Source organism: Vibrio fluminensis (assembly GCF_015278125.1).
GTDB lineage: Bacteria > Pseudomonadota > Gammaproteobacteria > Enterobacterales > Vibrionaceae > Vibrio > Vibrio fluminensis.
This window is the reverse complement of sequence record NZ_JADILO010000006.1, coordinates 1-16,210: the sequence shown is the minus strand read 5'-3', so window position 1 is coordinate 16,210 and position 16,210 is coordinate 1. Positions and strand designations below refer to the sequence as shown.

The window sequence follows — 16,210 nt, the reverse complement described above, 5'->3', positions numbered from 1 at the left end:
AATTAGTTAACTGCTTTTTCACGAGCTTGTTCAGCTTGATCTGCTTGGATCGCAGTTAGTGCTACTGTGTACACGATATCGTCTACTAGAGCGCCACGAGACAGGTCGTTAACTGGCTTGCGCATACCTTGCAGCATTGGACCGATAGAAACTAGGTCTGCTGAGCGTTGTACCGCTTTGTAAGTCGTGTTACCAGTGTTTAGGTCTGGGAATACGAATACAGTTGCTTTACCAGCTACTGGAGAGTTAGGAGCTTTAGAAGCTGCTACGTTTTCCATGATTGCTGCGTCGTACTGTAGAGGACCGTCGATGATTAGGTCAGGACGTTTCTCTTGAGCTAGTTTAGTTGCTTCACGTACTTTATCAACGTCTGCACCCTTACCAGATTCACCAGTAGAGTAAGAGATCATTGCTACGCGTGGTTCGATACCGAATGCTGCTGCAGAGTCAGCAGATTGGATAGCGATTTCAGCAAGCTGTTCAGCTGTTGGATCTGGGTTGATCGCACAGTCACCGTAAACCAGTACTTGGTCAGGTAGTAGCATGAAGAACACAGAAGATACGATTGACGCATCAGGCGCAGTCTTGATGATTTGGAACGGAGGAACGATAGTGTTCGCAGTTGTGTGAACAGCACCAGAAACTAGGCCGTCAACTTCGTCGTTCTCAAGCATCATTGTGCCTAGGAATACTGAATCTTGTAGTTTCTCACGAGCCACTACTTCAGTCATACCTTTAGAGCCACGTAGCTCAACTAGACGAGCAACGTAGTTTTCACGTACTTCATCAGAGTTGATGATAGTTACGCCAGCACCTAGCTCAACGCCTTGTTGCGCAGCAACGCGACGGATTTCGTCTGGGTTACCTAGAAGCACACATTCCGCGATGCCGCGCTCAGCACAGATAGCCGCAGCTTTAACTGTACGTGGCTCGTCACCTTCAGGAAGAACGATGCGTTTAGCCGCTTTACGAGCGAATTCAGTTAGCTGGTAACGGAATGCTGGTGGGCTTAGACGACGAGACTTCTGAGTGCCTTCAGTCATAGACTCGATCCAGTTGCCGTCGATGTGACCTGCAACGTGATCGTTGATGAACTCGATACGCTCTTTATCGTCAGCTGGAACTTCGATGCTGAAGCTTTGCAGGTTCAGCGAAGTCTGCCAAGTGTTACCTTGTGCTTTGAAGATAGGTAGGCCAGTATCGAATGCTGGTTTACATAGACCTTCAATTTCTTGAGGGATGTCGTAACCGCCAGTCAATAGGATTGCGCCGATTTCTACGCCGTTCATTGCTGCTAGTGCCGCTGCAACGATAACGTCAGGACGGTCAGCAGAAGTAACAAGTAGAGAGCCTGGTTTGAAGTGCTCAATCATGTTTGGTAGTGAACGTGCACAGAACGTGATGCTCTTGATGCGACGAGTCGCGATGTCACCAGCGTTGATGATGTCAGCATTTAGGTGTTGAGCCATGTCGATCGCGCGAGTTGCGATTAGATCGATTGACCAAGGCACACAACCAAGTACACGAATTGGAGAAGTGTTGAAGATTTCCATCACTTTCATTTCGTTAGTTTGTGCGCTGTCTGCATCGTCAAACATTTCTGATAGATCTGGACGAGTACGGCCAGCTTCGTCAACAGGAGCGTTAAGCTTGTTGATGATTACACCAGAGATGTTTTTGTTCTTAGTACCACCGAAGTTAGAACATGCTACTTCGATACGTTCTTTCAGCTGAGCTGGGTTATCTAGACCAGGAGTCGCAACAAGTACGATCTCTGCGCCAAGAGTTGCCGCGATTTCAGCGTTCACTTGGTTTGCAAATGGGTGCTTACGAGTTGGTACTAGACCTTCGATAAGTGTTACGTCCGCATCTTTGTTGATTTGGTTGTAACGTTCAACGATAGTTTCTAGAAGCTCATCCATGTTGTCGTTACCGATTAGGCTTTCAGCAACAGACATTTGCATTGGAGTGCCGATCTGCATATCGCTGTTTGCGCCAACGATAGTAGAAGTTAGATCAGGCTGATCGCCGCCAGAACGTGGCTGTGCGATAGGCTTGTAGAAAGAAACTTTAACGCCCTTGCGCTCCATAGTGCGAAGAACACCCATGCTAACACTAGTAAGACCAACACCAGCGCTAGTAGGGATAAGCATAATAGTACGAGACATCGACTAATTACCTTACATTATTGGATTAAAAGCTCAATTACGTATTCCTTGAAGAGTTCATGGAATAGGAGTTGAGCCCCTAAATTTCTATTTTTAGAAAATACTGGCCAGCCCAAAGGCTAGCCAGTGGAGTCAATTACAGACCTGCTAGACGTGCAGTGTCTTCAGCGATAACTAGCTCTTCGTTAGTAGAGATAACCATTGCTGGGATGCGGCTGTTTGCAGTAGTGATCGTGCCTTCACCACCGAAACGCGCTTTAAGGTTTGCTTCGCTGTCTACTTCGATACCGAAGATAGCTAGACGGTTAAGAACCATTTCACGGATTGGGCCAGAGTTTTCGCCGATACCGCCAGTGAAAGTGATTGCGTCTAGACGACCTTCTAGAGAAGCTGTGTAACCTGCTACGTATTTAGCTAGACGGTGACAGAACACGTCCATTGCACGAGTTGCTTCTTCTTTTTGACCGTAGTTGTCTTCAACGAAACGACAGTCTGAAGTCACTTCAGTTAGACCTTGTAGGCCAGACTCTTTAGTTAGCATGTTGTTGATTTGCTCTACAGAGTAACCTAGTGCGTCGTGTAGGTGGAAGATGATCGCAGGGTCGATATCGCCACAACGAGTACCCATTACTAGACCTTCAAGAGGAGTTAGACCCATAGAAGTATCTACAGATTGACCGTTCTTGATAGCACATACAGATGCGCCGTTGCCTAGGTGACAGTTGATGATGTTAACTTCTTCAACTGGCTTGTTTAGTAGACCTGCAACTTCACGCGTGATGAATAGGTGAGAAGTACCGTGCATGCCGTAACGACGGATGCCGTGCTCTTTGTACAGGTTGTACGGTAGAGCGTATAGGTAAGACTCTTCAGGCATAGTTTGGTGGAACGCAGTGTCAAATACAGCAACGTTTTGTAGGCCAGGGAAGTTTACTTTCGCAGCTTCGATACCGATAAGGTGCGCAGGGTTGTGAAGAGGTGCGAAAGTCGCAGCGTCTTGAATACCCTTTAGAACTTCATCAGTAATAAGTGCAGATTGAGTGAACTGCTCGCCACCGTGTACGATACGGTGACCGATAGCGCCTAGGTTAGCTTTAAGCTCAGGCTTAGAAGCAAGAATAGTTTCTACCATGAAAGATAGTGCTTCTACGTGAGCTGCGCCTTCGCCTAGTTGAGCTTCGTGCTTGCCATCAAGTTTCCATTTCATACGAGCTTCTGGTAGACCAAGACACTCAGCAAGACCGGTTAGGTGCTCAGCACCAGTTTCTGCATCAACAACAGCAAATTTAAGAGAAGAACTACCACAGTTTAAAACTAATACTAGCTTAGACATGTATGACTACCTGTTTATCGTCTGAAATATCGTGGGCAATAAAACACAAAGCGAACTCATTGGAAAAAGGCTCACAACTAACGCTGTGAACCTCCTTTTGGAGCTAGGCTTCGCTCTCATCACCGTAGATATCAAAATCAGTTAGGATGAAAATTATCACAAGAATAGCCGAGTCTATTATCAACTGCGTACTACTTGTGACTAAATAACTTTTAAATCCGTATATAAAAAGAGGTTGCTTTACCAAGCAATCAACTTGTGCAATCCTTGCAGATGTCTCTCAGAGTTGCCTAAATTGTAAATAAGAGCAACAATGAGATTGAGGGTCTGCAAAGGATAGCGATAATAAAGCAATATAACAAAAAAATTTTGAAAGAATATTAACTTTAGTCAAATTTTTACGCGATTAGTTGAATCTTTCAACTCTTTTTTAGTTCGAACGCCCTGATTTGGAAGTGAGAGAGTATTATGAATAATAAAGTCGGTATCGTTCACAGTTTGCGTGACGGACAAAAGTACATGGATACTTGGCCGATGCGCAAAGAACTTGCTCCACTATTCCCAGAGCAACGTATCATCAAAGCGACACGCTTTGGCATGAAAGTGATGCCAGCAGTCGCGGCCATCAGCGTGTTAACGCAAATGGCTTTTACTAACTACCAAGGCTTGCCTCAAGCGGTGATCGTCGCATTGTTCGCGATTAGTATGCCAATACAAGGTATGTGGTGGTTGGGTAATCGTTCTAACACTCAGCTCCCGCCAGCACTGGCAGGGTGGTATCGAGAGTTACATCAAAAAATAGTTGAAAGTGGTTTTGCACTAGAACCAATGAAATCACGTCCACGCTATAAAGAGCTTGCACAGCTTCTGAATCGTGCATTTCGCCAGTTAGATAAAACGTCGCTAGAGAGATGGTTCTAACGCGACGCGTTGCTTCGGGAGTCGGGATGCGGGAACGCTCAGCAACAAGTGCTGAGCTACGGAACGCTGCGCTGCGAGAAAAATACGAACAAATGAAAGGGTCGGCATTGCCGACCTTTTTTAGTTTGCGATGCGGGAACGCTCAGCACCAAGTGACGAGCCACAGAACGCTAGGCTGCGAGAAAAACACGCACAAACGGAAGGGGTGGCATTTGCCGACCTTTTTAGTTCGGGATACGGGAGCGCTTAGCACCAAGTGCTGAGTCATAGAACGTTGCGAGAAAAACAAGAACAAATAAAACGGTTGGAGTTACGATTTTTTATCCGTAGCAGCGAGATAACTCGCTGCGTTCTCGTTTCCGTAGTTAAGCGCAACCGCGCTTAACGTTCCGTAATCCGTAATCCATAGCAAAACATTCTTGTTTTGCGTTCCCGGATCCCAAGCCTCGCAATGAAGCGAGGCGTTTCGCTTTTTAACTATGCAATGCTATCGCATCTTCTGGAGCAAGGTATTCAAGTTCAAACGCTTCTGCAACTTCCTTACAAGTCACTTTACCGTGAATAACGTTTAGGCCCTCTAAGAAACCTTTATCTTCTAGTAAAGCTTGGCGGTAGCCTTTGTTTGCCAGCTTGACGATGTAAGGTAATGTGGCGTTATTAAGTGCAAATGTAGAGGTTCGTGCTACCGCGCCTGGCATGTTCGCCACACAGTAGTGAACGACGTCATCAACGATATAAGTAGGGTCTGCATGAGTTGTTGCGTGCGATGTCTCAAAACAGCCGCCTTGGTCGATCGCAACGTCGACCACCGCAGCCCCTGTTTTCATCTTGGCAATATGAGCTTTAGTGACCAGTTTAGGCGCTGCTGCACCTGGGATGAGCACTGCGCCAATAACGAGATCAGCTTCAACTACATGTTTTTCAATCGCATCTTCAGTTGAGTACACAACTTTTGCTCTGCCTTGGAATTCTTCGTCTAATTTGCGAAGAGTATCAATATTTCTATCAAGAATTGTTACATCGGCACGTAAACCTACTGCCATACGGGCTGCATTAGCACCAACCACGCCACCGCCGATAACGACGATTTTCGCTGGCTCAACGCCCGGAACCCCACCTAGCAGAAGGCCTCGCCCTCCATGAGATTTTTCTAATGTTTGCGCTCCGGCTTGAATTGACATTCGACCTGCAACTTCAGACATTGGTGCTAAAAGTGGCAGGCGACCCATATTATCTGTTACAGTCTCATAGGCTATACAGACAGCTTTGCTCTTGATTAGCTCATCAGTTTGTGGAAAATCTGGTGCTAGGTGCAGATAAGTAAATAAAATCTGTCCTTCTCGGAGCATTGAACGCTCGATAGCTTGAGGTTCTTTAACCTTAACAATCATTTCTGCTTGCGAAAAAACGTCAGCAGCAGTAGGAAGAATGGATGCGCCTACAGCGATGTAATCATCGTCGGAGAATCCGATGCCTGCCCCGGCTTGGGTTTCAACGACAACTTGGTGACCTTGAGATACTAGCTCGCGAACGCTGGCTGGGATCATGCCAACTCGGTACTCATGGTTTTTGATTTCTTTAGGTACGCCAATGATCATCCTGACTCCTCATTATATTTTGGTTGTAATGACTATGTGTGGGGTAGTATTGTCGAGTTAATATCTAGTATAAAAGCAAATGTTTAACATTTGTTGCTAAATATTTAAAAGATGTAGTATATATATTTGCAAGGAAGTAATAAGGTGGAATAAAAAATGGCAGACAACAATAAGAAGCCGTCCAAGGATCTAGACCGCATTGACCGTAATATTCTGAACGAGTTACAGAAAGATGGTCGTATTTCAAACGTTGAACTCTCAAAACGCGTGGGGCTATCACCAACGCCTTGTTTGGAGCGTGTGCGTCGACTTGAGCGTCAAGGTTACATCACGGGCTATACAGCTCTTCTTAACCCGCAATACCTAGATGCATCACTTTTAGTATTTGTTGAAATTACGTTGAATCGCGGTGCGCCAGACGTATTTGAACAGTTCAATACAGCGGTGCAGAAGCTGGATGATATCCAAGAATGTCACTTAGTTTCTGGTGATTTTGACTATTTATTAAAGACTCGCGTAGCGGATATGGGTGCATACCGTAAACTGTTAGGCGATACACTACTGCGCTTGCCAGGTGTTAACGACACCCGTACATATGTAGTAATGGAAGAAGTGAAGCAAACCAACCAATTGGTTATAAAAACACGATAGTCAGCGAGGTTGAGAGTGAGTCGCCTCTCAATTTTGAATTAGCGTAAAGGGATTGAAAGGTGTGCTAATTCGGCTCTTTTGTGGCTTGGGCTCATTCTGACCTGATTAAAAAGTACGTTAGAGCAAAATCCTTCCCATATTCTGACGTTAGACAATTGGGTTTTTGACCTTGATATGGTTAAATCTATAGTCCGAGTGGCGCTGCCACTCGGACTATTTTTTTTCTATTAAAGATAAGTTGGTTATGTTCAAGAAGAACAGCAATAAAATCGAAACAATAATCAAGACTGGAGAAGAGTCTCAACCAGCTCGACTGACAGGGCCTGAGCGTATTCAAGAGTGCAGCTTGATCATCGTATTTCTGGGGTCTCTATTCCTTTCGATAGCGTTACTCTCGTTTAATCCTGCTGACCCTTCATGGTCGCAAACGGCATGGGCAGGTGATATCGCTAACCTAGGAGGTGCAACAGGCGCTTGGCTTGCTGATACCTTGTTCTTTAGCTTTGGCTCTCTGGCGTATAGCTTACCGGTTATCATTACGAGTGTTGCGTGGGTGTTTTTACGCAAACGCGGCGAAGATGAAGCATTAGATTTAATGCTTTGGGGTACTCGTCTCCTCGGTTTGACGGTTCTTATCTTAACCAGTTGCGGTTTAGCTGATATCAACTTTGATGACATTTGGTATTTTTCGTCAGGTGGCGTGATTGGTGACGTCCTGACTAGTATAGCGTTACCAACGCTTAATGTACTTGGTACAACCTTAGTATTGCTCTTTCTATGGGGTGCTGGTTTTACATTGCTGACCGGTATCTCTTGGTTGAATATCGTCGATACGTTAGGTGAATTAGCGATTAAAGTCTTTACGCGTGCTGTGAACGCGATCCGTGGTGAGCGTGATGAACTTATGGAGCCTGAGCTAAAAGCGGCGGAAGATTACGAGCAGCCGCGAAGCCCGATGATTTCAAATAACGAGGAAGCGCCACAAGTCGCAGCAAAACCAAGACGTTATAACATCCATATGCCGGAGAGCGCGACAGCCAGCGCTGCGACCAGTGCCACTCATACAGTTAACGCACAGGTAGCCAACTCTGACGTGCAAGTTCACAACGTAGTGAGTGAGCCAAGCAACTTACACGTTGAATCTGAACCTGTGGCAGAAGTCATGGCGACAACACCTGTTTATGTTGAACCAGTGGTAGCAGCGGCACCAGAGATTGCCCCAGAACCAAGTAATCAGATTGAACGTACTCGTCAGTTAGATGCAACCATCGAGCAGTTAGAAGAAGATGCACTTAATTCAAACGATATGGCAGAGCAGAATTTTACTGACTGGCAAAATGAGCCTGCTTCAACCACCGTTGTAGACGAGCAAGCGCCACTGTCACAACTTCATGAGCAACACACGCCAGTTGAAGATAAACCTGCGGCAGTTGATTTAATGGATGATCTGCCATGGAATAATACAGAGGAAGAGGTTCAACCGCTGATCGATTCTGCAACGTTAGAGCAAATTAGTCAGCAAGTAGAGCCAGATAGCTCGCATGTTGAACCTGTAATTAGTTCATTTGATGTCGCCGAAGATGAAACTCAACAGGAGTTTGTCCAACAGGCAGCGCAAGAGTTGCCGTCAGTTGAACCTGATACGGTTTCAGAAGTGTCATATCAGCAAGCACCCATTGCACCAGTCGTTGAGCAAGAGTCGTTTATCGAAGAGATTGATCAAGACAGTGATCAAGATGTTGCAGCGTTCCAGTCAATCGTGGCCGACGCACAGGCAAAAGTGGTTGCTCAGCAGAACCCATTCTTGGTACAGCAAGAAGTTAACCTGCCTAAACCAACCGAGCCGTTGCCAACGCTTGATCTACTTTACCATCCGGAGAAGCGCGAGAACTTTATCGATCGTGACGCACTTGAAGCGATTGCACGTTTAGTTGAGTCGAAACTGGCTGACTACAAAATCCAAGCGACAGTCGTGGATATTTTCCCTGGTCCTGTGATCACGCGTTTTGAGCTTGATTTGGCACCGGGTGTTAAGGTCAGTCGTATTTCTAGCTTATCGATGGATTTAGCGCGTTCGCTTTCCGCGATGGCAGTACGTGTCGTAGAGGTTATCCCTGGTAAACCTTATGTCGGTCTTGAGTTACCGAATATGAGCCGTCAAACGGTCTACTTCTCTGATGTTGTGGGTAGCCAAACCTTTATTGATGCTAAGTCGCCAACAACGGTTGTATTAGGTCAAGACATTGCGGGTGAAGCCGTGATTGCTGATATCGCGAAAATGCCACACGTATTGGTTGCGGGTACCACAGGTTCAGGTAAGTCGGTGGGTGTGAACGTGATGATCTTGAGTATGCTGTATAAAGCATCACCAGAAGATCTGCGCTTTATCATGATCGACCCGAAAATGTTGGAACTTTCCATTTATGAAGGTATTCCGCATCTGCTTGCGGAAGTGGTAACTGACATGAAAGATGCGTCTAATGCACTGCGTTGGTGTGTGGGCGAGATGGAGCGTCGCTATAAGCTAATGTCGGCGCTAGGTGTACGTAACATTAAAGGCTTTAACGATAAGTTGAAGATGGCAGCAGAAGCGGGACATCCTATTCACGATCCATTATGGCAGCCGGGTGACAGTATGGACCCTGAAGCGCCATTACTTGAAAAACTGCCATACATCGTTGTTGTTGTCGATGAATTTGCCGACTTGATGATGGTAGTGGGCAAGAAAGTGGAAGAGCTGATTGCACGTTTAGCGCAAAAAGCGCGTGCAGCAGGTATTCACTTAATTCTTGCGACACAGCGCCCTTCAGTTGACGTAATCACTGGTCTGATCAAAGCCAACATTCCAACTCGTGTTGCGTTTACGGTATCAACTAAGACTGACTCTCGTACTATTCTTGATCAAGGTGGCGCTGAATCGCTACTTGGTATGGGTGATATGCTTTACTTACCGCCGGGCTCAAGTCATACCATTCGTGTGCACGGTGCATTTGCATCTGACGATGATGTACACGCTGTGGTAAACAACTGGAAAGCACGTGGTAAGCCGAACTACATCGAAGAGATTATCAGCGGTGATCAAGGCCCTGAGAGCTTACTGCCGGGTGAGACGATGGAAGCAGACGAAGACGTTGATCCATTGTTTGACCAAGTGGTAGAGCACGTGGTGCAGTCGCGCAGAGGCTCAGTATCCGGTGTGCAACGCCGCTTTAAGATTGGTTACAACCGTGCGGCTCGTATTGTAGAGCAACTCGAAGCTCAAGGTATTGTAAGTGCACCAGGACATAACGGTAACCGTGAAGTACTGGCCCCGGCTCCTGGTCGGGATATGAACTAATCAAAACCAGTACCAGTTGTCCAATTTGGTAACAAGAAAAACGCAGGAATTTCCTGCGTTTTTTTATTGGAAGACAAAACGCTTTCGATTTTCTATCGAGTTTAAAATAGTGCTCTTGATGCGATCTGCCCATCTCTTGGCGACATAAGAAGGTTGAAAAGCTAGATAAAACTGGGTTTCGTTAAGTGGCTCGTCAAAGATATAAAGTTGTTGATGATTGGTTTCATCAACAAAGTACTCAGGCAATATGGCGATACCCGTATCGGCTACGATGGCTTGATAAATTCCAAAGCTGTTATTGATCACCTGCATATTGTTATGCTGGTGGAAACTCTGTCCATATTGCTGAAACAGTTGTTCCCAAGTATTACTTCTGAGTGGGTTTCTGACGATTAAGCGGTGATTGGCATTGATATGTTCGAAAGCAAAAATCTGATTGCTATTTGAATAGTGACGACTGCATACCAAGATGTTTTTTAACGACACTAGAGGGATATACTCTAGCCCACTTTCATCGGTTTTATTGCGTATTGAGAAGTCAAAACGACTTCGCTTAAGCTCAATGACTTCATCGGTTAAATCGAGGTTCACAATCAACTGATCCGCTTCGAGTTTTGACAGCGCTGGCGTAAGCAATTTAATGCCTAAGTCTAGAGGGGCGGTCATTTCTAAGTGAGTTCGTGTATTACTCAATTGCGTATCGGCGAGAACTTGATTGAAGTTACGTTCGAGAGATGCGTATTCTTGGTATAGCGCCATTCCTTTCGACGTTAATTCTACTTTGCTTCCTTGCCCTCGCAGAAATAATTTAAAGCCAAGCTTGTCTTCTAAGCTCTTAATCTGATAGCTGACGGAGGATTGCGAGATCGACAACTCATCTGCGGCATTTGAAAAACTCAGATGTTTTGCGACGGCAGAGAAATAGGGTAAGTGACTAGCAAGGTGAATTAGCATCGAAAAATTAGATATTAAAATACAATAAATCTATTTTATTTATATCTCTTCACTGAGGCAATATGTCAGCGAACAAGTAGTGATGCCATGTTTGACGATATCTCTATCGTGAGATGATCTTGACGATTGCGTTTGGCAATCACTGTAATAAACGATGGTGAAAAGGAACAGAGATGAGTAAGCAATATATTGGCGATTTGGTTCTGAGTCAGGAGCAAATCAAGTTAGGTGTTAGTCAAGTTGCTCTGCAGTTAAATCAACGTTTTGCTGGTCAGGATGCGGTGATCGTCAGTGTGGTACCTGGTGGAATACTGTTTACTGCCGATTTAGTGCGTGAACTGACATTTGATATCTGCATGGATTACATCTCTTGCCCTCATACTCCTGGAGATAGAAACAACAGTTCTGAGATCGTATTTCACCAAAATATCTCCTTAGCTGGGTGCAATGTTATTTTGGTTGATGATGCGATTGAATCTGGTGGCACCATGAAACGTATCGCTCACTTTTTGCAGCAAGAGTTCGATTTAAAATCTCTATCCATCGCGACACTGTTTGTCAAACCCGGTCGCGTCGATATTCCGGTGACTCAGTACCACGCATATGTGATGGAAAACGATGATCTATTGGTGGGTTACGGTCTGCCTTGGAAAGATAGATTAAGAAATGTTCCTTTTGTTTCCAAATTGCGTGTTGAATAGGTCTCTGTGATGGACAACAAGTACTCTTTTCGTTGGTTGAATCCCCCGCAATGGTCTGAATTCGATAATATTGGGCTTAAAGTCGCCCCACATGGCAAGAGCGATTTCATTCGTTCTTATAATTCAACGATTGCGGACAACGCGTGCTTCTATTTTACCGAAGTTGAAGGTGATTTCTGTTTTCAAGCTCAAGTAAATTGCGAGTTAGTTGGTCGATATGATGCAGGGGCGTTGATGATAAGAAGCGACGCTGAACACTGGGCAAAACTCTGTATTGAGCGGTGCGCAGACGATAGCATTGCCATTGTTTCAGTTGTGACGAATGTATGGTCTGACGATACCAATAACGAATGTTTAGTTGATGCTAATTGTTATTTGAGGGTGATAAGGCAAGGAGATGTGATTGTTTTTCATTACAGTCTCGATGGGCAAGTTTGGCGATTTGTGAGGAAGTTTCCCATCAACTGGCGAGATAAATTGAAAGTCGGTATTGCGGCTCAGGCGCCTTTTGTTGAAGGTGCGAACATGGAATTCAATCACATCCAGTTGGGACCTAATACTGTCGGCAACTTTAGAGATGGTAGCTAATTAAAAGTATCATGTACTGAACAGAAAGGGTTGGCATTTGCCAACCCTTTGTATTTTGCTAAACGAAAGCTTTTACTGGCTCACGCCTATCGTTTAAGAATTTCGTGTATACACTATTTGCTTTTTACCAATTGCGACACAACGATCACCGCCAATGCAACTAAGTTAGCGGCAAAAATCACCACTAACCATTGTGGCATTGAAAGCGTTAAGAATTGCCATACGATTTTCGAGCAGTCGCCGTAAGCTTCAAACATCCAAGGTGCCCATTTGTTAAGAGGAGCCCACTCAGGGAAGCGTACAAACAGATCGCAGGTTGCGAATGGTGATGGGTTAAATTGATAGTCAACGTGCTCTAGAGCGAGTTCTAGGCCGCGATAAGCGCTATAACCCCATGCAGCCAAGCCTACCCAGCGCACTACGCCATTTTGTGGCGCAATCAGACCAATAATTGCCGCGCCACCGATACCCATCATCGCGACACGTTCGTAAATACACATGACACAAGGTGGCAGTTCCATAACGTGCTGGAAGAATAGGGCACACGCTTCAAAGAAGATGATGAAGCCAAGTAAAATAGCCCATGAAAGACGGCTTTGTGAAAAGCTCTTTAACGTTGCTAGAAAGTTCAAAATTCTGTCCTTGTTCAGAAATAAAAAAAGCTCTGATTGTTCAGAGCTTTTTAGCTTGGATTAGTTTCCTAATCAAGTAGAAATATTAATGGCCGCCTGAAACAGCTTCAATAACACCACCAACATGCGGCTCAATCCAGCCCATGTCATAGAACCACGCAGTTGCTGGTTCAAGGAAGAACACTATGCCTGCCAAACCAACGAGTGCAAGTACAATCGTGTATGGTAGAGCCATGATCACCATGCGACCATAAGATAGACGAATCAATGGCGCAAGTGCAGAAGTCAGTAGGAACAAGAATGCAGCTTGTCCGTTAGGCGTTGCAACCGAAGGTAGGTTCGTACCTGTGTTGATTGCTACCGCTAGCAGGTCGAACTGTTCGCGAGTGATAACGCCATCAATCAATGCAGTTTTTACTTCATTGATGTATACCGTGCCTACGAATACGTTGTCCGATACCATTGAAAGTAGGCCGTTTGCTACGTAGAACATCGCAAGCTGAGTGCCTTTGTCTTCGACTGCAAGTACCGCGTCAATAACTGGTTTGAATAGCTGTTGGTCGATAATTACCGCTACAATGGCAAAGAAAACAGCAAGAAGCGCAGTAAACGGCAGGGCTTCTTCAAATGCTTTGCCCATAGAATGCTCTTCGATAACGCCAGTAAATGATGTCGCCAAGATGATTACCGCAAGGCCGATTAGACCAACTGCCGCTAAGTGCATCGCTAACGCAACAATTAGGAATACTGCAATTGCGCCTTGAACCCAAAGTTTAGCAACATCTTGATTCGTGCGCGTTTTACGCTCTTCTGTATCGAAATCAACTAGGATTTGGCGTACTGCATCAGGCAGTTCAGCGCCATAGCCACACACTTTGAACTTTTCAACTAAAGCACAAGTGATGATACCGCAGAAAAAGACTGGCAATGTGACAGGTGCCATACGGATCAGGAATTCACCAAATAACCAACCAGCTTGGTCTGCAATGATTAGGTTTTGTGGCTCACCGACCATAGTCGTTACACCGCCAAGAGCTGTACCAACACCAGCGTGCATTAGTAATGAACGTAGGAAAGCGCGGTAGCTCTCTAAATCATCACGAGTCAGTTCTGAAATGGTTTCATCATTGTTGTGGTCATGGTCGCCGATCGGGTTACCCGAAGCCACTTTGTGGTAAATCGCGTAGAAACCGACTGCAACGCTGATAACAACCGCAATTACGGTTAGGGCGTCTAGGAAGGCTGAAAGGAATGCTGCAGCAAAGCAGAATGCCATTGATAGTAGAACTTTAGAGCGGATGCCTAGCAGTATCTTGGTGAAGATAAACAGCAGCAGGTTCTTCATGAAGTAGATACCAGCAACCATAAAGACAAGTAGAAGTAGTACTTCAATATTTGCTACGAGTTCATGTTTCACTTGCCCTGGCGTGGTCATCCCAATGGCGACAGCTTCAATGGCAAGTAGACCACCCGGTTGTAGTGGGTAGCACTTCAGTGCCATAGCTAGGGTGAAAATAAACTCCGCAACTAACAACCAGCCTGCGACGAACGGGTCGACGAAAAAGAAAACAACTGGGTTGATGATGAGGAAAGCGATGATTAAGACTTTGTACCAGTCTGGCGCTTTACCAAGAAAGTTCTTGATAAATGCATTTCCGAGAGACATTGGCATAATACAACTACTCTATTGATGGTTACGACGAAACATTGCTTGCGTATAAATCCTTATATCGGAAAAATGAATAAATATCCGAAGCAACAGTAACCTGGGAAAACAACAATCGGTAATTGTGATGTAGTCTTGCCAAGTCACTCCCTGAGAATGACAAGCACTCATTTATACTTTGTGCGCTACTCTACTCCACAGTACCATGTAGTCAATGAATAACTCGTTATTGACTGAATACTCGATGCTTTTATCTTCAAAACGCGATCAAAGTTACGTAAACATAACATTGGAGTTGTAAAAAAATCCATTTTGATTCTCACATAAAGCGAAAGTAAAGAATAAAACAGTTATATATTACATTTTTAGCACAATTCACCCACAAAGTTTGTGAGTTTTGAAAACTTAGATTACCTGTTTGGCTCAGCATTGACGGGAACTTTGATTGCAAAAACGTAAGTAAACTGCACTTTTTTGATGCTTTTCTGATAGGGGATAGGCCACACTCTTGAGAATAAAATTAGTGTTATTACTCTATATTTATTTTGCGAGAACTTTACTATCAGCTTGTTTCCGATAAGTAATAACTAGTGGTATGATGAGTAATTCTGAACCCCCTAATAAATAGAATATTGGACGCATTTTAATGGTCATCAAGGCAAAGAGCCCTGCAGGATTTGCAGAAAAATACATTATTGAGAGTATTTGGAAAGGGCGCTTCCCTCCAGGTTCCATTCTTCCGGCTGAACGCGAGCTTTCAGAGCTGATTGGTGTGACACGTACAACGCTACGTGAAGTACTGCAACGTTTAGCGAGAGATGGCTGGCTGACTATTCAGCACGGAAAGCCAACTAAGGTAAACCAGTTCATGGAAACATCAGGTTTACATATTCTAGATACCTTAATGACACTCGATGCCGACAACGCGACTTCTATTGTTGAAGATTTGCTTGCAGCACGTACAAATATCAGCCCTATCTTTATGCGTTACGCATTTAAAGCCAATAAAGAGAGCTCGGAGCGTACAATCAAGAGTGTGATTGATTCTTGTGAAGCCCTCGTTAACGCCGAGTCGTGGGAACAATTTATGCAGTCTTCGCCTTTTGCGGAGAAAATAAAGCAGCAAATCAAAGATGATGGCGAGAAAGATCCGCTTAAGCGCGAACAGATCTTGATTGCAAAAACCTTCAATTTATATGATTACATGCTGTTTCAGCGCCTAGCTTTCCATTCGGGTAACCAAATCTATGGCTTGATCTTTAATGGCTTAAGAAAACTGTATGATCGAGTAGGTAGTTACTACTTCTCTAACCCTGAAGCGCGTGAGCTTGCATTACAGTTCTACCGTAACCTACTTGAAGTGTGTGAGTCGGGTAACCGTGAGAGCATTCCAGTGTTAGTGCGTCACTATGGTATTGAAAGTGGTCAAATTTGGCAGCAAATGAAAACCACCTTGCCAACTAACTTCACTGAAGATGACAGCTAATCGGTTAATCAAATAAACAAAACGCCCATCATTTGATGGGCGTCAGACTGCTGACAAAGGTCTAGCTTTTGAGCTAGACCTTTGATCTAATAGGAGTATCGAAATATGGATACTCCGATATGCTTCAAGAACCGACTCCGCAACAATACGAACTGGAAATGGTAACGATGGAACA

Annotated in this window: 12 protein-coding genes; 6 read left to right on the top strand and 6 right to left on the bottom strand. The window is 44.8% G+C overall.

The window, feature by feature from the left end; all coding sequences use genetic code 11:
• Nucleotides 1-2: 2 nt before the first annotated feature.
• Nucleotides 3-2,168 (bottom strand): phosphate acetyltransferase, encoded by a 2,166-nt coding sequence (gene pta / locus IRQ95_RS06345; RefSeq protein ID WP_075648664.1) that lies wholly within the window; start codon nt 2,166-2,168, stop codon nt 3-5.
• A 136-nt stretch (nt 2,169-2,304) separates the two neighbouring features.
• A complete protein-coding gene (locus IRQ95_RS06340; RefSeq protein WP_075648663.1) occupies nt 2,305-3,501 on the bottom strand; it encodes an acetate kinase in 1,197 nt (398 codons plus the stop codon).
• A 468-nt stretch (nt 3,502-3,969) separates the two neighbouring features.
• Here IRQ95_RS06340 and yfbV point away from each other — a divergent pair, with 468 nt between their 5' ends.
• A complete protein-coding gene (gene yfbV / locus IRQ95_RS06335) occupies nt 3,970-4,422 on the top strand; it encodes a terminus macrodomain insulation protein YfbV (protein ID WP_194436157.1) in 453 nt (150 codons plus the stop codon).
• A gap of 473 nt (nt 4,423-4,895) precedes the next feature.
• Here yfbV and ald read toward each other — a convergent pair whose 3' ends face one another.
• Nucleotides 4,896-6,020, bottom strand: coding sequence for an alanine dehydrogenase (gene ald / locus IRQ95_RS06330; protein ID WP_194436156.1), 1,125 nt, complete (start codon nt 6,018-6,020; stop codon nt 4,896-4,898).
• 156 nt (nt 6,021-6,176) lie between these two features.
• On the opposite strand from ald, the gene lrp reads away from it, so the two are divergent.
• Entirely contained in the window at nt 6,177-6,671 is a 495-nt protein-coding gene (gene lrp, locus IRQ95_RS06325) for a leucine-responsive transcriptional regulator Lrp (RefSeq protein ID WP_006710825.1), read from the top strand.
• Nucleotides 6,672-6,915: 244 nt separating this feature from the next.
• Complete coding sequence (locus tag IRQ95_RS06320; protein ID WP_194436155.1) at nt 6,916-10,008, top strand: DNA translocase FtsK; 3,093 nt, start codon at nt 6,916-6,918, stop codon at nt 10,006-10,008.
• Between the two features lie 63 nt (nt 10,009-10,071).
• On the opposite strand, the gene IRQ95_RS06315 is transcribed toward IRQ95_RS06320, so the two are convergent.
• Nucleotides 10,072-10,962: a LysR family transcriptional regulator gene (locus IRQ95_RS06315; RefSeq protein WP_194436154.1), complete on the bottom strand. Its 891-nt coding sequence runs from the start codon at nt 10,960-10,962 to the stop codon at nt 10,072-10,074.
• Between the two features lie 173 nt (nt 10,963-11,135).
• On the opposite strand from IRQ95_RS06315, the gene IRQ95_RS06310 reads away from it, so the two are divergent.
• On the top strand, nt 11,136-11,663 hold the full coding sequence (locus IRQ95_RS06310; RefSeq protein ID WP_194436153.1) for a phosphoribosyltransferase: 528 nt from the start codon (nt 11,136-11,138) through the stop codon (nt 11,661-11,663).
• A 9-nt stretch (nt 11,664-11,672) separates the two neighbouring features.
• Nucleotides 11,673-12,251 (top strand): DUF1349 domain-containing protein, encoded by a 579-nt coding sequence (locus IRQ95_RS06305; protein WP_194436152.1) that lies wholly within the window; start codon nt 11,673-11,675, stop codon nt 12,249-12,251.
• Nucleotides 12,252-12,364: 113 nt separating this feature from the next.
• Here IRQ95_RS06305 and dsbB read toward each other — a convergent pair whose 3' ends face one another.
• Both dsbB and nhaB read right to left on the bottom strand, forming a co-directional pair.
• Entirely contained in the window at nt 12,365-12,883 is a 519-nt protein-coding gene (gene dsbB, locus IRQ95_RS06300; RefSeq protein ID WP_194436151.1) for a disulfide bond formation protein DsbB, read from the bottom strand.
• Between the two features lie 85 nt (nt 12,884-12,968).
• Nucleotides 12,969-14,555: a Na(+)/H(+) antiporter NhaB gene (nhaB, locus tag IRQ95_RS06295; RefSeq protein ID WP_194436150.1), complete on the bottom strand. Its 1,587-nt coding sequence runs from the start codon at nt 14,553-14,555 to the stop codon at nt 12,969-12,971.
• A 640-nt stretch (nt 14,556-15,195) separates the two neighbouring features.
• Here nhaB and fadR point away from each other — a divergent pair.
• Nucleotides 15,196-16,035: a fatty acid metabolism transcriptional regulator FadR gene (gene fadR, locus IRQ95_RS06290; protein WP_194436149.1), complete on the top strand. Its 840-nt coding sequence runs from the start codon at nt 15,196-15,198 to the stop codon at nt 16,033-16,035.
• The last annotated feature ends 175 nt before the right edge of the window (nt 16,036-16,210 follow it).